Raw genomic sequence first — 15,181 nt, 5'->3', positions numbered from 1 at the left:
TCGTAGAATCGGCAGGTGACCGAAGGGATGCCGGCGTCGAGCGAGGAGCTCTTCGAGGTGTTCGGTGCGGGAAGCTGGGTCTTCCTCCCCGCCGCTCCCGTGCGGTCGATCGCGGCCGAGCTCTCGGCCGACATCGTGGACGACCAGTTCGCGTGGGGCGAGAATCCGCACATCGGGGAGGGCGGTCCGGTCGTCGTCCTCACCTCGCCCATGAACGGGTGGATGCTGCTGCACGGCGCCAGCGAGACCGTCGGGGCCGCGGCGGCCGAGCTGAGCGAGCGGCGTGATGTCTACCGCGCGATGATCGACGTCCGACTGCCGGCGATGAGCTGGGCGTATCTGGAGGGCGGGATGCCCGTCCGCTCGGTCTCCGTGGAGCTCGGCGACGACGGCGACCTGGTGACCCGGACGGCCGGCGACCCCCTGCCGTTCGAGCGCGACGGCTCCCTCGGGTCGGGAGCGCCGCACGGACTCGACTCCTTCTACTATCCCGTGGCCATCCTCGGCGAGCACGGCGTGACGCTGGATGAGCTGGAGCGCAGCCTCGCCCGGCCGAGCGTCACCTTGCGGATCCGTTGACCCGGTAGCGCAGCAGGACGGTCCCTCCGGAGAAGGAGCGCTCCTCGAGCAGGTCGAGCCGCAGCGACAGGGCCCGCGGGAGGGCCGGTGTGCCGCCGCCGACGCTGACGGGAACGACGAACAGCGAGACCTCGTCGACGAGACCCGCCCGGAATGCCGCAGCGGCCAGCGTCGGGCCGCCCACGGAGACATCACGGTCGGAGGCTTCGACGAGCGCGCGGACGGCGACCGGGTCGAACGTGCGCTCCAGCCGGCTGCGCGCCATCTCGATCGCGGGGAGGGTCGACGAGTACACGACCTTGTCGATGTCGCGCCAGGCGGCGGCGTACCCGGCGACGACCTCCGGATCGCCCGGGCCGGGCAGATCGTCCCAGGCGCGCATGGTCTCGTACATGCGACGACCGAAGAGGTAGGTGCCGACCGTCCGCTCGCGGTCGTTGATGAACGCGTGCACGTCTGCGGTGGGCGCCGCGTAGTCGAACGAGCCGGAGGCGTCGGAGGTGTAGCCGTCGAGCGAGACGCTCGTGGAGAAGAGGAGGCGGCCCATGCGCCGACCCTAGGACGCGCAGGCCGCCTGCGGCCACCCCTAGCCGCCGACGCGCGGGAAGAGCGCGGCCAGCGCCGTCAACTGCTCGCCGAAGAACAGCGGCACGATCAGATCGATCGTGATCGCGATCCCGACGGTGAGCAGCGCGGCGCCGACCGCGATGACGACGAGGACCGCGAACAGCCTGAGATAGGCGTTCTCCGCCACGGCCGCCAGCACCCCTCGTGCCCGGCGGCCTGGCGCGCTCACCCGCGGAACGGGCGACGTCGCCGTGAGGCGGTGGTCCAGTGTCGTCATCATGTCTCTCCCTGCTTCCCCCTGGAAGCGGCCGGACCCCCGTCCGGCCGATGAATCCAGTCAAGCCGGGCGCGGCTCGCGGGGCATCCACCCCGGGGTCGGTATCGGGTCATCCCTCGGTATGATTCCTCGTGCGCCGGTGGGCTGGGGCGCACGAGCGAGGGGGCGCCGATGAAATCACGCAAGCCGCTGTGGATCGCGGTGGTCGCCGTCGGCACTGCGCTGGTGCTGGGGCTCGGAGCGACCACGCTGGCCCTGTACTCCAACGCGCGGGACGCCGCGCGGCCCGAGGCGCTCGTCTCGCGCTATCTCACCTACGTGCAGCACGGCGAGATCCAGGCCGCGATGAAGCTGGAAGGGCGGAAGGCCGATCCCGCGCAGGTGCTCCTCACGGACGACGCGTACGCGAAGGTCTCGGAACAGCTGTCGTCGTTCCGGATCGAGCGGGTGCGCTCGGCCGGCTCCGACCGGGTGCGGGTGGATGCGGTGACCGTCGCCGGCGGCACGAAGAAGTCGGTGTCGTTCACGCTCCGGCACGGCGACGACGGGCCGGTCGGCTGGCTCGGGGTGCACGCCTGGAAGCTCGAGCCCGTCCCGCTCTCCACGGTGACGGTGGCCATCGGCACTCACGACGCCGTCGACGCGACGATCGGCGGCGCGACGCTGCACTGGGACGGCAAGGTCCGGCAGCTCCTCGCCTTCCCCGGCCGCTACGCGCTGTCCGTGGCGAGCGCGGACCCCTGGTACACGATCTCGGGCGCGGACGCCTCGATCAGCGGATTCGGCCAGGGTGTCGCCCTGCGCGCGAGCAGCATGCTGACACCGGCCGGAGTCGAGGCCGCCACCGCGGCGACGAACGCCTGGGTGAACACCTGCCTGGCCGGAGGGGCCCAGCCGAAGGGGTGCTCGTTCGGCTTGAACGCCGGCCAGCCCGACGGGGAGAGCTGGACGAACCTGCGCTGGGAGCTCACCGCGGCGCCGGCGGTGGCGTTCGGCGCCTGGGACTTCGACTGCACGCAGGGCACCATCCTGACCCCGGGCTGCTGGCCGGTGACCACGACGACCACGGGGACGGCGGACTTCCACGCCGACTACAGCGTCCCGGCGACCGGCGAGACGGGTGAGATCTACTCGGATGCACCCGGCGAGGTCGAGGTGAAGGGCTCGATCCTCACGATCGGCGCGGGAGGCGCCCAGTTCCAGTCGATCACCTGGAACTGACCTCGCAGCCGCAGCCCAGTCCGGGGGCGGGGATGCTGTCGTCGCGCTCGGCCAGGCGCCGGGCGAGCTGCGCGCGCCGGTGCTCGAGCTCGGCGATCGCGGCGTCGAGTTCGGCGATGCCGTCGCGGTAGGCGGCGACCGATGCCGGGCATTCGTCGCTGCGCGCATGGCCGGATCCGAGGCAGTCGATGAACGGCGCGGCCTTGCCCGGAGGGATGCCCGTCGCTGCGAGATCCCGGATCTCGACCACGGCCCTCAGCTGCTCGTCGCCGTAGTCGCGATAGCCGTTCGGCAGCCGCTCGGGCTCGACGAGGCCGAGCTGCTCGTAGTACCGCACCGCTTTCACCGTCACGCCCGCCCGGCCGGCGAGCTCGCTGATCTGCATGGGAGCCTCCGCCCACAGCGTAGACCCGGCCCCCAGGGGCAGGGTCAAGGGCGCTACACTATTAGTTAGTGCCCTAATGAATCGAGGAGACATGTCCGGAGGCTTCGCGCGGTGGTACGCGCGATGGAACGAGAAGCTGATCCGCGTCGCCGGTCCCGCTCAGCTCGGCGCCGGCCACCCCGAAGGGCCCGACCACCGCTCGCCGGCGGCGCCGTGCCCGATGTGCGGACGCCCGATGACCGAGCACACCGTGCTGCGTCCCGGCGGTCAGCGCGATGCCACCCGACTGGTGTGCCCGGAGGCACAGGGCGCCGCCTGACCGACCCGGCGCGCGTCACGGCGTGCGCGTGGCCGCCGCGATGATCCCGTGCAGGCTCCCGCGCAGGCTCTCGAGCTCGCTGATCGGGAGGCCGAGCCGCTCGACGATGCGGTGCGGGATCTTCTCCGCCTCGGTGCGCAACTCGCGCCCGGCCGGGGTGAGCCGCACCTCCAGAGCGCGCTCGTCGGATGTGCTGCGCTTGCGCTCGACGTAACCGGTGGTCTCGAGGCGCTTGAGCAACGGCGAGAGGGTGGCCGGCTCCAGCTGGAGCGCCTCGCTCAGATCTTTCACCGACCGCGGCTCCCGCTCCCAGAGGGCGAGCATCACGAGGTACTGCGGATGGGTCAGAGACAGCGGCTCGAGCACCGGGCGGTACAGCGCGATGACACTCCGGGCCGCCACGGCGAGGCCGTAGCAGACCTGGTTCTCCAGGGCGAGAAGGTCATCGGACACGGGGACAGTCTAGGTGGGAGGGAGTCGATGCCCGGTGTTGTCCCCTTCTCTCATGAATGTTAGTTTCATTGAATGAGCAGAACAAGGAAGTTCGTTTCACGATGGAGTGCCGTGGGCCTCGCCACCGCCATCGCCGCTGTCGCGATCGGAGGGACGTCCGCGGCGGCCGACACTTCGGTCCCGTTGACGAAGTGGGTGAAGACCGCCGACGGCTACGGGTACGACCCGGCGCAGCCGGTGATGCTGCACCCCGGGTCGACGGAACAGGTGCGCATCCCCACGACCTACGCTCAGCCGGATCGGCAGTTCCGCTCGTCATGGGTCGCGACCGTCAGCAATCTCAACGTCGCCAAGCCCACGAGCGAAGCCGACTTCCAGGCGCAGTACACGCGCATCCTCGACCGGTTCGACGAGGCGCAGCTCAACGCGATGATTTTCCAGGTGCGTCCGGCGCAGGACGCGTGGTACCCGTCGGCGCTCAACCCGTGGTCGCAGTTCCTCAGCGGGACGCAGGGCGTCGACCCGGGCTACGACCCGCTCGCCTGGATGGTCGAGCAGACCCATGCGCGCGGGATGGAGTACCACGCGTGGCTCAATCCGTACCGCGTGACCACCACGGCGATCACCTCGGCCGCCGTCCTCACCGCGATCGGGATGACGGCGGACGAGGCGCGCGCCCTGACGCCGGCGCAAGCGGTGCAGGCGCTCGCGGAAGCCGGGCTGCTGGCGGCGGGCAATTACGCGGTGCAGCATCCGGACCAGGTGCTGATGTTCAACGGGACGCTCTTCCTGAACCCGGGCGAGCCGGCCGTACGGCAGCACGTGATCGACACCGTGGCGGAGATCGCGGCGAACTACGACATCGACGGCATCCACTTCGACGACTATTTCTACCCGTATCGAACGACGGTCTACTTCGGCGACGCCGGCGAGGACCGTGCGACGTTCGAGCAGTACGGGCTGTCGGCCGGGTACGCGGACACCGCCGACGAGATCGCCCGCTGGCGGCGCGACAACGTGACGGCGCTGGTCTCCGGGGTGCACGATGCCCTCGATCGGCTCAACGCCGAGCGGGGCACGGCGGTGCAGTTCGGCGTGAGTCCGTTCGGGATCTGGGAGCACGCCGCCGTCGACCCCCGCGGCTCGAACACACCCGCCTCGTCGTCGTCGACCTACTCGCGCGCGGTGTTCGCCGACACGCGAGCGTGGGTGAAGGACGAGCTCATCGACTACATCGTCCCCCAGGTCTACTGGAGCTTCGATCAGGCGGCGGCGCCGTACGGCGAGATCGCCCGATGGTGGAGCGACACGGTCAGCGGCACCGACGTCCGGCTCTACATCGGGCACGCCGACTACAAGCACCTGCAGAGCTCCGCGACCGAGGCGGCGTGGGCCAACCCTGACGAAGTGCCGAATCAGCTGCTGTTCGACCAGACGCTGCCCGGAGTCTCGGGTGAGGTCTTCTACGGCTACAACGACATCGTGCCGGGTGCGACCGACGGTCTGACCGGGGCCGCACTCACGGCGATGGAGGCGAAGAACGCCTCGCTCGTCCGCATCTTCGGCGACCTGCTCACCGAACCGGTGCTGCCGCCGGCGGATCCGCGCAAGGCCTCGCCGGCTCTGCGTGCGCCGGTGGTGACGGGGGACGACCCCGCGACCGGTACGGTCACCTGGACCGACGGCTCAGCGGGGGCGACGCGCGCCTTCGCCGTCTACGCGGACGGCGGGCTGCGCGCCGTGATCTACGCGGACGGCTCTCCGGAGTACTCGCTGACGGCCGTCACGGCGCGCGCACCCCGGGCATCCGGTGCCGTGAGCGTGGCCGCGCTCGACCGGGCGATGAACGAGACCGCGCGCGTGTCGTTCGAGCCGACAGGCCCGGTCGATCCGACCGATCCGACGGATCCGACCGATCCGACCGTCCCTGCGCAACCCGGTGGGACGGGCGCGGGCGGCGAGCCGGCGGCGCTCAGCACGAGCCGCCTCGCGGACACCGGCGCCGACGTGCAGCCGGCGTGGCTGATCGCCGCGGGGCTGCTCGGAGCGGGCGCGCTCATCGTCTGCGCCGCCCGGCGCACGCGTCACTCGGCTCGCGAGAACTCCGAGGCGCGGGCGACCTGATCGGCCGTGAGCGCGACACCGGTGTAGCGCTCGAACTGGCGCGCGGCCTGCAGGGCGATCACCTCGGCTCCCGTGATGAGGGTCTTGCCGGCCGCGCGTCCCGCCTGGACCAAGGGGGTCTCGGACGGGAAGGCGACGACGTCGAAGACGGTCGTGGCTCGCTCGATCTGCGCCTCGCCGAACGCGAGGGCGTGCTCGTGGTCGCCGCGCATCCCGAGCGGCGTCACGTTCACGATCACGTCGTGCTCGGCTGCGGGCTCGTCGGGCGTCCAGGCGTAGTCGTAGCGCGCGGCGAGGGCCTGGCCGGCCTCCGCATTGCGCGCGAGAACGGTCAGGTCGTCGAAGCCGGCGCCGCGGAACGCCGCCACCACGGCCTTCGCCATGCCTCCCGACCCCCGCAGCAGCACGCGCTGCGCGGGGTCGACGGCGCGCTCGGCGAGCAGCTGGGCGACCGCCTCGTAGTCGGTGTTCGAGGCGGTGAGCAGGCCGTCCTCGTTGACGACGGTGTTCACGGACTCGATGGCGACCGCCGACCGCTCGAGGTTGTCGACCAGCGGGATGATCGCCTCCTTGAAAGGCATCGACACCGAGCAGCCGCGGAAGCCGAAGGCGCGGATGCCGCGGACGGCTCCCTCCAGGTCGCTCGTCGTGAACGCCTTGTAGAGGAAGTTCAGGCCCAGCTCGTCGTAGAGGTAGTTATGGAACCGGGTGCCGATGTTGCTCGGACGGGCGGCCAGCGAGATGCAGACCTGCATGTCCTTGTTCAGGATGGGCATGGGTTCATTGTCGCAGGCGCGCCCGCGGGGCTCACCCCTCGGCGCCGGCGACCACCGTGCCGATGCCGAGCGCCGCGAGGATGCCCGCCGAGACCCGCTCGATGACACGCGTGACCCGCGGGCGTTTGAGCCAGGCGACCATCCGCGAGGCGAGGAGGGTGATGGCGACGAGGTAGAGGCCGCCGACGACCGCATCCACCGCTCCGAGCAGCATCGTCTCGCCGAACCCGGCATGGGCCGACACGAACTGGGGTACGACGGCGAGGAAGAAGAGCCCGACCTTCGGGTTCAGCAGGGTCGACAGCAGTCCGGCGAGGAGGCTGGAGGTGGAGCGACGCCGGCCGGCCGGAGCGGTCTCGGCGGTCGCGTCGGCGTCGTGCGATTCCGCTGGTGCCGCCGCGGCCGCCCGTGCGCTGCGGCGCGTGGCGAGGAAGGCGGTCACCCCGAGATAGATGAGGTACAGGCCGCCCACGATCTTGACGATGCGGAACAGCTCGGCCGACTGCTCCAGCAGCGTCGCCAGCCCGACGGAGACGAGGGCCGCCCAGACGAGCGAGCCGGCCGCGCATCCCGCGGCCGCCGCGAACCCGTCGCGCGCCCGGCCCATGCTGTACCGCAGCACGAGGAACGTGTCGGGGCCGGGAGTGAGCGCGAGCACCAGGCAGAGCCCGGCGAACGCCAGGATCGAGAGCGCCGTCATGCGACGATCCTAGAGCCCCGTCAGGCCAGCTCGTCCAGTCGCAGGACGGCCGAGGGACCGGCCGGATCGAGCAGGAGGCCGGCATAGCCGTCCTCCGCTGCGACGCGGGCGACCTGAGCGACGGTCGTGCCGCGGGCGGTGAGCCCGGGCGACCACGCGAAGACCTCGGCGGGGGAGGTGAAGACGGGGTGGAGCAGATCGCCCTCCTGGCCGACGGCGGAGGGGATCGCTCCCTGGCCCTCGTCGAGGCCGACGTAGACGACCGGCGCGGCGGCGACGAGCTCGAGGAACGCGGGCCAGGGCAGATCGCGGTCGACCAGGGCGTTCTTCAGCGCGGCGTTCCGGCCGGGCTCGTCGGTGACCTGGGCGCGCAGCTCGTCGGCGTAGGCGATGCAGAGGGCGTCGTCGCCGGGATCGATCGCGATGCCGTCTGCACGCGTCATCGCCTCGGCGAGCACCGACCAGGCGGGCTGGGCGAGGGAACGGTACGGCTCCCCGCGACGGTACGCGCCGAGACGTTCGTTGCTGGTGAAGGCCACGAGGAGGTCCTTGCCCGCCGCGTCGGTCTGCTTGCCGAGTGCGAGGGTGTCGCCCTGCTGGAATCCCGCCGCGGGGTCGGCGAAGACGGAGGCGCTGATGTCGAGCAGCAGCTCGCCGGCGACGCACTGCCGCAGCACGCCGGCGAAGGTTCGGGCGTCCTTGGTGTCGGCCCAGGCCTCCAGCGCGGTCTGGACGGGGATGTTGCGGACCAGTCGATCGTTCACCCGTCCAGTATCCCCGAGCCGGTCGGTGCCGAGCCCGTCAGCGAGCGCCGAGCCGGTAGGCGCGTTCCGCCGCACCCCCGAGCACCTGGGCGCGCTCGCCGTCGCTCAGGCCGTCGATCAGCTCCGTGACCGTGGCCCAGGTCTCGGCGTACGGTCCGGCCAGGGTGGAGACCGGCCAGTCGCCGCCGTACAGCACGCGGTCGGCGCCGAAAGCCGCCAGGGCGTGATCGACGAGGGGCCGGAGGTCCGCGGCGGAGGCACGTCCGGCCGGCCCGAGCGTGGTGAGGCCGGAGAGCTTCACGGCGACGTTGGGGCGCTCCGCGAGCGCGGCGATGAGCCCGGCCCACGGTTCGCGCGACGCCGCACCGACCGGTGGAGTGCCCAGGTGATCGATGACGAGCTGCAGCTCCGGCAGCTCGTCCGCGATCGCGACGGCGTGCTCGAGGTGCCGGGGGAGCACACCGATCACGTCGAAGGCGAGGCCGCGCTCGGCCAGCAGGCGAAGCGATCGGCGGACCGGAGGATGGGCGAGCCAGTCGGCGTCCGGCTCGTCATGGATCAGGTGACGGATGCCGACGAGCGTCGGGTGCGCACTCCACTCCTCCAGCTGCCGGGCGACCGAGGAGGGGACGAGCAGGTCGACCCAGGCGACTACGCCGGCCACCCGTGGGGAGGCCACGGCGAACATCGCCGCCGAGTCCTCCACCGAGTTCGCGGCCTGGACCAGGACGACCCGGTCGACGCCCGCCTGCGCGAGCTGCGGCTCCACCTCGTCGAACGCGAAGGTGCGGTCGATCGGAGCGAGGGCGGAGGTCAGCCAGGGGTACTCGACCCGCTCGAGATCCCAGAGGTGCAGGTGGGCGTCGACCGTCATCTCAGCCGGCCAGGTCGAAACGGACGAGCACGGGACCGGCGACGGCCGGCTCCGCGAGGGTCGCGACGAGGGCATCGCCGTCGCGCCCGACCGTGAGCGGCGTGCCGTCCGCGAGGCGGGCGCTCGCCGCATCCACGGCATCCGAGACGCCGGGCAGGCGCACGTCGCCGACCGCGTCGACGAACGCGTTCGCCGTCGAACCGGTGCGGGTCCAGCGCAGCCACGGCTCGTCCGCCGGGGCGGCGATCGACGCGTCCAGCGGCCGGCTGCCGAAGACGGCGTCGCCGTTCACCGCGTTCCAGGCGGCGAGGTGCTCGAGGGTGCGGCGCTGGAGGTCCGGAACGGTGCCGCGTGCGGTGAGGCCGACGTTGAGCAGCAGGTTGCCGCCGCGGGACACGATGTCGACGAACGAGGCGACGGCGGCGGGCCCGCTCAGCAGGTGGCGCTCGTCCTCCTGCGTGTTGTGGCCGAACGAGTAGCCGATGCCGCGGCAGTTCTCCCACGCCCCCGTGCCCTCGACGCTCGTGCCGTTCTGGTACTCGCTGGTGCGGAAGTCCCAGTGCGTCTCGCCCCAGCGGTCGTTCGCGACGCCGTCCGGACGCGCGGCATAGAACTTCTCGAACAGGTTCTCCATGCTGAACGCACCGGACGGCTTGCCGGCGTCCGGCCATTCGATGTCTCCCCAGAGCACGTCGGGGGAGTACCGGTCGATGAGGTCCACGACGTGGTCGTAGGCGTACTCGGCGTAGGCGGCGTCGACCGGCCGGCCGAACTCCTGACCCTCGTCCGTGATCGGCGGCAGCTGCGAGAAGTGCCAGTCGAGCCCGCCGGAGTAGTAGACGCCGAAGCGCAGGCCGGCGTCGCGGGTGGCCTTCTCGAACGCGCCGATCAGGTCGCGCTTCGGCCCGCGGGCGACCGTGTTGCGGCCGTCGGTGCCCGGGGCGTCCCACAGCGTCACGCCATCGTGGTGCTTGGTGGTCGGGACGAAGTAGCCGGCACCGGTGCTCTTGACCAGCGCGAGGAACTCGTCCGGATCGAACTCGGCCGGGTCCCACTGGTCGATGAAGTCGTCGTAGGGGGCGCCGCCGTAGACCTCGCGCTGGTGCTCGGCCGCCGGGCTGTCCTCGATGCGGATGGTGTTGTAGTACCACTCGGCGTAGGGGTTGTGGGCGAACCAGTACTGCTTCTCGATGGTGCCGAGCTCGCCGATCGGTTCGGCCCAGGCGGGGACGGAGTAGGGGCCCCAGTGCACGAAGACGCCGAGTTTGGCATCCGTGAACCATTCGGGCACGTCGCGCTCGAAGCGACGGTAGTTCTCAGGGCGGACGGGGTCGTCTTTGAACATGGCCACGCTCGGATGCTCCTTCTTCATTGAATGCATTGTGTGGATTGCGGTATTCACATATCCTATAGGCAATAGCCATTCGACTCAAAGGAGAGCCTCGCTGTGACCACCGCGCTTGCCCCCGCACCCGCATCGTTCATACGCCCCACCGATTTCACCCTTCCCGGCGGCGAATGGTTCATCGGCGCCGGATTCGGCCTGTTCGTGCACTGGGATCACGCCAGCCAGCAGGGGATCGAGATCTCCTGGCCGCTGGTCGGTCGTTCCATCATCCCCGGTTCCGACGCCGTCGAGGACTCCGTGACCGTCGAGGGCTACCAGTCGAGCGCTCCCACCTTCGACCCCGTCGAGTGGGATGCGGTCGCCCTCGCGCGACTCGCCAAGCGCGCCGGCGCCCGCTACGTCGTCTTCACCGCGCGCCACCATGCCGGATACTCGATGTTCCACACGGCGGAATCGGACTTCGGGATCGAGCACTCGCCGTTCGGCCGCGACGTGACCCGGGAGTTCGTGGAGGCGATCCGCGCCGAAGGGATCCGCGTCGGGATCTACTACAGCCTCCCCGACTGGAACCACCCCGACTACCCCGCGTTCACGATGGCGGACCGTCCCTATGCCGAGGAGCACTGGCCGGCCGCCGGGGACCCCGCCAACGTCGGCCGCGCGATCGCCGACGACCGCCACCGCCGCGCGACCCCCGAGCAGTGGGCTCGCTACCAGCACTACCTGCGGGCGCAGCTCACCGAGATCCTGACCGGCTACGGGACCATCGACCTGCTCTGGTTCGACGGCGAGTGGGAGCGGTCGGAGGAGGAGTGGGACAGCGCAGGGCTGCGCTCCCTCATCAAGTCGCTGCAGCCCGACGTCGTGATCAACGACCGGCTGCTCGGCCAGGGTGACTACAAGACGCCCGAGCAGGGGTTCCCCGTCACGGCGCCCTCGGGCCCGTGGGAGCTCTGCCTGACGATCGGCCAGATGTGGGCATGGCGTCCGGGCGACACCAAGAGCAAGAGCACCACGTCGTTGATCACGACGCTGATCGAGGTCGCGAGCCGTGGCGGCAACCTGCTGCTCAACATCGGCCCGAAGGGCGACGGCAGCCTCAACGAGTCGCAGGTGCGGACGCTGGAGCAGATCGGCGCGTGGATGGACGTGCACGCCGAGAGCGTGGTGGGCGTCTCGCCGACGCAGGGCGTCGACTTCTACGGCCCGTCGACCGCGCGCCCCGGCACGCTCTACCTGCACCTCGTGATGCGGCCGATCGAGCAGCTGGTCGTGCGGGGGATCCCCGTCGGGCGCGTGACGGGGGCGCGCCTGCTCGCGACCGGCGAGCAGCTGTCGTACGACGTGAACCTCGAGGTGCACGAGCAGCCCGCGCCGGGCGAGGATCCGCTCGGCGAGCTGATCATCCCGGCACCGCGCGCATCCGGTGCGCCCATCGACGTCATCGCGATCGACTTCGCGTAGACCGAACCGCCTACTTGACCGCCGTGGAGCGAACCCATATGCTCCGATTAACCTATATCATAGACCCTATAGGATCACGGAGACTTCGGGAGCGACGACGCACCACCCGAAGGCCCGCGGACCGGCAGGCACGGTAGGCGATCACAGTGATGAATCCAATGAAGGAGGCACAGCAAGTGACACCACGAAGCAAGCGCACGGCGTTCCGGGTCGGAACCGCCATCCTCATGGCGGGAGCCCTCGCCGCTCTGGCCGGATGCTCCGGCGGCAACAGCGGAGCGACGACCGGCGGCCCCATCGCCATGTACACCTGGGTCAGCAGCCAGAGCGACCGCGATCAGTGGCAGGGGTTCATCGACCTCGGCAAGAAGGTCGACCCCAGCCTCGACGTCACCATCGAGGGACCGAGCTTCAACGACTACTGGACCAAGGTCAAGACCCGCCTCAGCGGCTCCAACCCGCCCTGCCTCCTCACCACGCAGGCGGCGCGGGCGCAGGAGCTCTCGGGGCTGCTCATGCCGCTGGACGACCTGATCAAGAAGTACAAGCTCGACACGTCGGCCTTCGACTCCTCCATGCTCAAGGGCATGACGGTCGACGGCACCATCCGCGCCATCCCCTACGACGCCGAGCCGATCGTCCTCTACTACAACAAGGACGCGTTCACGGCGGCCGGCCTCGACCTGCCCAGCACCACCTACACGCGCGATCAGTTCATCGCCGACGCGAAGAAGCTCACGACCGCCGACCATAAGGCGCTCGCCATCGCCCCAGGCTTCTTCATCCCGAACGCCTGGGCCATCGCCGACGGCGCCGAGGCGGTCAAGAGCGGCAAGCTCGACCTGACTAACTCGAAGCTCGTCGACCAGGTGCAGTCGTACTTCGACCTGGTGAGCAAGGACGGCATCGCGAAGGCCCCCGAGGCCGCCGACGCCTCCGACGCCTCGCAGGCGGCCTTCACCTCGGGCGCGGTCGACATGCTGATCGAGGGCCCGTGGATGTACGGCACCTTCGCCGACGCGGCCAAGTTCGACCTGGGCGTCACGATCGTCCCGAGCACCTCGGGCGACGCGCACGGCATGACCGCCGGCTCCGGCTTCGGCATCGCGAAGAACTGCAAGGACCCGGACGGCGCGTTCAAGGCCATCGTCGCGATGACCGACACGAGTGTGCTGAAGGGTCAGGCCGAGAAGCGCGGCATCGTCCCCTCCCGCGCCGACGCGCAGTCCGCCTGGGCCGAGGGCAAGTCGCCGGAGGCGTACGCCGCCGTGCAGGCCCTGCTGAAGAACGCCACCGCGCAGCTCACCACGCCCACCTGGAACCAGGTGGAGACCCTGTTCACCCAGTACGGCGTCGAGGGCTACCGAGGTGACAAGACCGCCAAGGACGTGCTGAACACGATCCAGAACTCGGTGGGGCAGTAACAGCATGGCCTCCCCGCTGATCACGGGCGCCGCCGTCTCGAACGAGACGGCGGCGCCCGCCGCGCCCGAGACGCGCCCGTTCCACGTGCCCCACCCCTCCCCGCCGCGCAAGAACGGCAAGAAGCGCCGCGGCGACGGCCTGACCGCCCTCGCCTACCTCTGGCCGGGGCTCGCCGGCTTCGTCTTCTTCATCGTCGTGCCGCTGCTCGGGTCGCTGGTCATCAGCCTCTTCGAGTGGCCGCTGTTCGGCTCGCCGACCTTCATCGGCCTCGCCAACTACCAGAAGCTCTTCTCGGACCCGACGTTCTACACCGTCCTCTTCAACACGGTGATCTTCGCGTTCGTGTACACCGCGCTCAACCTCGCGCTGGCGCTGGCGATCTCCCTGTGGCTCAACACCCGGGTCAAGTTCGCGGGGTTCTGGCGGGTGATCTTCTTCCTGCCGGCCATCACGCCGATGGTCGCCAACGCCCTCGTCTGGCGGCTGCTGCTCAGCGACAACGGCATCGTGAACTCCACCCTCGCCTCGATCGGGATCGACGGGCCGAGCTGGCTCTCCGACTCCCGCTTCGCTCTCGCCTCCGTCATCGCGATGTCGGTGTGGCAGTCGTTCGGCTACAACGTGATCGTGCTCTCGGCCGGCCTCGGCGGCATCCCGAAGGAGATCCTCGAAGCGTCGCGGATGGACGGCACCAGCGCCTGGCAGCGGCTCAAGTCGATCATCCTGCCGATGCTCTCGCCGTCGCTGTTCTTCACCATGACGATGACGATGATCGGAGCGTTCCAGGTGTTCGTCCAACCGCAGATCCTGACGCAGGGCGGCCCGGGCGAGTCGACCAACACGTTCGTGCTGTACCTCTACCGCAACGGCTTCGTCTTCGACCGGCTCGGCTACGCCTCCGCCCTCGCGTGGATGCTGTTCGTGGTCGTCATGCTCATCACCGCGCTGCAGTTCGCGGGACAGAAGAGGTGGGTCAACTATGACAAGTGACATCGGCACCGTCGAGCGCCCCGACACTCGCCGCCCGCGGCCGCGTCTGCGCCGAGCGCAGAAGGCCGTGGTCGCCAAGACCTGGCTCAACACCCTCGTGCTCGCGATCGTGGCGCTGGCCTTCACCTTCCCCTTCATCTGGATGTTCTTCTCCGCCCTGAAGCCGGAGAACGAGGTCTTCTCGCCGAAACCGTCCTTCATCGGGTCGGAGGTGAAGTGGTCCAACTTCGTCGACGCATGGACGCTGGTGCCGTTCGGACGGTTCATCTTCAACGGGTTCTTCGTCGCGATCTGCGGCGCACTGCTCTCCGTGATCGTCGCCGTGCTGAGCGCGTACGCGTTCTCGCGCCTGCGGTTCAAGTACCGCGACCGCATCTTCCTGCTGTACGTGTTCACGCTCGTGCTGCCGCAGGAGGTGCTGGTCGTCCCACTGTTCATCATGATGAACCAGCTGGGCCTGGTCGACACGTACGTCGCCCTGATCGTGCCGTTCGCCTTCACCGCGTTCGGGACGTTCCTGCTGCGGCAGTTCTTCCTCACCATCCCCATCGAGTACGAGGAGGCGGCGATCATCGACGGCGCCTCCCGGTTCCGCACGCTGTGGTCGGTGCTGCTGCCCCAGCTCGCGGCGCCCCTGTCGGTGCTCGGTGTGTTCTCGTTCGTCGGCTACTACAACTCGTACCTCTGGCCGCTCATCATCATCAACAGCCAGGACCTGGCGACCGTGCCTCTCGGCCTCTCGATGTTCACCGGCGAGCACGGCACCCAGTGGAGCCTGATGATGGCGGCCTCGACGCTCGCGATCATCCCGTCGCTGATCATCGTTGCCGTGCTCCAGCGCCAGCTCATCAAGGGCGTCGCGCTCGGCGGCTTCGGCGGGCGCTGACCCCCACGCCGACGACGACCCCGATCCAG

17 protein-coding genes are annotated in these 15,181 nt (G+C 70.0%); 8 read left to right on the top strand and 9 right to left on the bottom strand.

Translation table 11 applies throughout. The annotated features are described in order from the left end of the window. The first annotated feature begins 15 nt into the window (after nucleotides 1–15). Nucleotides 16–579 (top strand): hypothetical protein, encoded by a 564-nt coding sequence (locus ACFVU2_RS04455; protein WP_387871522.1) that lies wholly within the window; start codon nucleotides 16–18, stop codon nucleotides 577–579. Here ACFVU2_RS04455 and ACFVU2_RS04450 read toward each other — a convergent pair. Next, a complete protein-coding gene (locus ACFVU2_RS04450; RefSeq protein WP_387871519.1) occupies nucleotides 560–1,126 on the bottom strand; it encodes a dihydrofolate reductase family protein in 567 nt (188 codons plus the stop codon). The two genes, ACFVU2_RS04455 and ACFVU2_RS04450, sit on opposite strands and share 20 nt — an antisense overlap. 39 nt (nucleotides 1,127–1,165) lie before the next feature. After that, the gene (locus ACFVU2_RS04445) at nucleotides 1,166–1,426 is read right to left on the bottom strand and encodes a hypothetical protein (protein WP_387871516.1); all 261 of its coding nucleotides are present in this window, start codon (nucleotides 1,424–1,426) and stop codon (nucleotides 1,166–1,168) included. A 168-nt stretch (nucleotides 1,427–1,594) separates the two neighbouring features. Here ACFVU2_RS04445 and ACFVU2_RS04440 point away from each other — a divergent pair, with 168 nt between their 5' ends. Continuing rightward, the gene (locus tag ACFVU2_RS04440; protein ID WP_387871513.1) at nucleotides 1,595–2,644 is read left to right on the top strand and encodes a hypothetical protein; all 1,050 of its coding nucleotides are present in this window, start codon (nucleotides 1,595–1,597) and stop codon (nucleotides 2,642–2,644) included. On the opposite strand, the gene ACFVU2_RS04435 is transcribed toward ACFVU2_RS04440, so the two are convergent. Then, nucleotides 2,631–3,029, bottom strand: a complete 399-nt coding sequence (locus ACFVU2_RS04435; protein ID WP_387871510.1) for a MerR family DNA-binding transcriptional regulator — start codon at nucleotides 3,027–3,029, stop codon at nucleotides 2,631–2,633. The two genes, ACFVU2_RS04440 and ACFVU2_RS04435, sit on opposite strands and share 14 nt — an antisense overlap. 91 nt (nucleotides 3,030–3,120) lie before the next feature. Between ACFVU2_RS04435 and ACFVU2_RS04430 the strand changes: the two genes are divergently transcribed. Beyond that, complete coding sequence (locus ACFVU2_RS04430; RefSeq protein WP_387871508.1) at nucleotides 3,121–3,348, top strand: hypothetical protein; 228 nt, start codon at nucleotides 3,121–3,123, stop codon at nucleotides 3,346–3,348. Nucleotides 3,349–3,363: 15 nt separating this feature from the next. Here the strand turns inward: ACFVU2_RS04430 and ACFVU2_RS04425 are convergent, their stop codons facing one another. Next, nucleotides 3,364–3,801, bottom strand: coding sequence for a MarR family winged helix-turn-helix transcriptional regulator (locus ACFVU2_RS04425; protein ID WP_387871506.1), 438 nt, complete (start codon nucleotides 3,799–3,801; stop codon nucleotides 3,364–3,366). A gap of 111 nt (nucleotides 3,802–3,912) precedes the next feature. Between ACFVU2_RS04425 and ACFVU2_RS04420 the strand changes: the two genes are divergently transcribed. Then, nucleotides 3,913–5,925 carry a glycoside hydrolase family 10 protein gene (locus tag ACFVU2_RS04420; RefSeq protein ID WP_387871504.1) on the top strand — a complete coding sequence of 671 codons (2,013 nt, stop codon included), beginning with the start codon at nucleotides 3,913–3,915 and terminating at the stop codon, nucleotides 5,923–5,925. On the opposite strand, the gene ACFVU2_RS04415 is transcribed toward ACFVU2_RS04420, so the two are convergent. Genes ACFVU2_RS04415 through ACFVU2_RS04395 form a run of 5 tightly spaced genes read right to left on the bottom strand, consistent with a single transcriptional unit; the run spans nucleotide 5,886 to nucleotide 10,411 of the window. Continuing rightward, complete coding sequence (locus ACFVU2_RS04415) at nucleotides 5,886–6,701, bottom strand: shikimate 5-dehydrogenase (protein WP_387871501.1); 816 nt, start codon at nucleotides 6,699–6,701, stop codon at nucleotides 5,886–5,888. The genes ACFVU2_RS04420 and ACFVU2_RS04415 overlap by 40 nt on opposite strands. Nucleotides 6,702–6,732: 31 nt before the next feature. Continuing rightward, nucleotides 6,733–7,401 carry a LysE family translocator gene (locus ACFVU2_RS04410; RefSeq protein WP_387871500.1) on the bottom strand — a complete coding sequence of 223 codons (669 nt, stop codon included), beginning with the start codon at nucleotides 7,399–7,401 and terminating at the stop codon, nucleotides 6,733–6,735. A gap of 20 nt (nucleotides 7,402–7,421) precedes the next feature. Continuing rightward, nucleotides 7,422–8,165, bottom strand: coding sequence for an SseB family protein (locus ACFVU2_RS04405; protein ID WP_387871497.1), 744 nt, complete (start codon nucleotides 8,163–8,165; stop codon nucleotides 7,422–7,424). Nucleotides 8,166–8,202: 37 nt separating this feature from the next. After that, entirely contained in the window at nucleotides 8,203–9,039 is an 837-nt protein-coding gene (locus tag ACFVU2_RS04400) for an amidohydrolase family protein (RefSeq protein WP_387871494.1), read from the bottom strand. Between the two features lies 1 nt (nucleotide 9,040). Beyond that, on the bottom strand, nucleotides 9,041–10,411 hold the full coding sequence (locus ACFVU2_RS04395; protein ID WP_387871492.1) for an alpha-L-fucosidase: 1,371 nt from the start codon (nucleotides 10,409–10,411) through the stop codon (nucleotides 9,041–9,043). A gap of 75 nt (nucleotides 10,412–10,486) precedes the next feature. Here ACFVU2_RS04395 and ACFVU2_RS04390 point away from each other — a divergent pair, with 75 nt between their 5' ends. The 4 genes from ACFVU2_RS04390 (at nucleotide 10,487) to ACFVU2_RS04375 (ending at nucleotide 15,152) form a co-directional block, all read left to right on the top strand. Then, entirely contained in the window at nucleotides 10,487–11,851 is a 1,365-nt protein-coding gene (locus ACFVU2_RS04390; protein ID WP_387871490.1) for an alpha-L-fucosidase, read from the top strand. 176 nt (nucleotides 11,852–12,027) lie between these two features. Next, nucleotides 12,028–13,275: an ABC transporter substrate-binding protein gene (locus ACFVU2_RS04385; RefSeq protein WP_387871487.1), complete on the top strand. Its 1,248-nt coding sequence runs from the start codon at nucleotides 12,028–12,030 to the stop codon at nucleotides 13,273–13,275. A 4-nt stretch (nucleotides 13,276–13,279) separates the two neighbouring features. Continuing rightward, nucleotides 13,280–14,266 carry a carbohydrate ABC transporter permease gene (locus ACFVU2_RS04380; RefSeq protein ID WP_387871485.1) on the top strand — a complete coding sequence of 329 codons (987 nt, stop codon included), beginning with the start codon at nucleotides 13,280–13,282 and terminating at the stop codon, nucleotides 14,264–14,266. Then, entirely contained in the window at nucleotides 14,256–15,152 is an 897-nt protein-coding gene (locus ACFVU2_RS04375; protein WP_387871483.1) for a carbohydrate ABC transporter permease, read from the top strand. Before ACFVU2_RS04380 ends, ACFVU2_RS04375 begins: the two co-directional genes overlap by 11 nt. Nucleotides 15,153–15,181 lie beyond the last annotated feature (29 nt).

This window comes from Leifsonia sp. NPDC058194 (genome assembly GCF_042883605.1).
Lineage (GTDB): Bacteria > Actinomycetota > Actinomycetes > Actinomycetales > Microbacteriaceae > Leifsonia.
The sequence above is the reverse complement of the archived record's forward strand: the minus strand, read 5'-3'. Positions and strand labels throughout refer to the sequence as shown.

Excerpts from the sequence above, each read along its gene's own strand:
- ACFVU2_RS04450 (WP_387871519.1), bottom strand. The coding sequence starts at position 1,126 with ATGGGCCGCCTCCTCTTCTCCACGAGCGTCTCGCTCGACGGCTACACC.
- ACFVU2_RS04445 (WP_387871516.1), bottom strand. The coding sequence starts at position 1,426 with ATGATGACGACACTGGACCACCGCCTCACGGCGACGTCGCCCGTTCCG.
- ACFVU2_RS04440 (WP_387871513.1), top strand. The coding sequence starts at position 1,595 with ATGAAATCACGCAAGCCGCTGTGGATCGCGGTGGTCGCCGTCGGCACT.
- ACFVU2_RS04435 (WP_387871510.1), bottom strand. The coding sequence starts at position 3,029 with ATGCAGATCAGCGAGCTCGCCGGCCGGGCGGGCGTGACGGTGAAAGCG.
- ACFVU2_RS04430 (WP_387871508.1), top strand. The coding sequence starts at position 3,121 with ATGTCCGGAGGCTTCGCGCGGTGGTACGCGCGATGGAACGAGAAGCTG.
- ACFVU2_RS04415 (WP_387871501.1), bottom strand. The coding sequence starts at position 6,701 with ATGCCCATCCTGAACAAGGACATGCAGGTCTGCATCTCGCTGGCCGCC.
- ACFVU2_RS04410 (WP_387871500.1), bottom strand. The coding sequence starts at position 7,401 with ATGACGGCGCTCTCGATCCTGGCGTTCGCCGGGCTCTGCCTGGTGCTC.
- ACFVU2_RS04400 (WP_387871494.1), bottom strand. The coding sequence starts at position 9,039 with ATGACGGTCGACGCCCACCTGCACCTCTGGGATCTCGAGCGGGTCGAG.
- ACFVU2_RS04395 (WP_387871492.1), bottom strand. The coding sequence starts at position 10,411 with ATGAAGAAGGAGCATCCGAGCGTGGCCATGTTCAAAGACGACCCCGTC.
- ACFVU2_RS04380 (WP_387871485.1), top strand. The coding sequence starts at position 13,280 with ATGGCCTCCCCGCTGATCACGGGCGCCGCCGTCTCGAACGAGACGGCG.
- ACFVU2_RS04375 (WP_387871483.1), top strand. The coding sequence starts at position 14,256 with ATGACAAGTGACATCGGCACCGTCGAGCGCCCCGACACTCGCCGCCCG.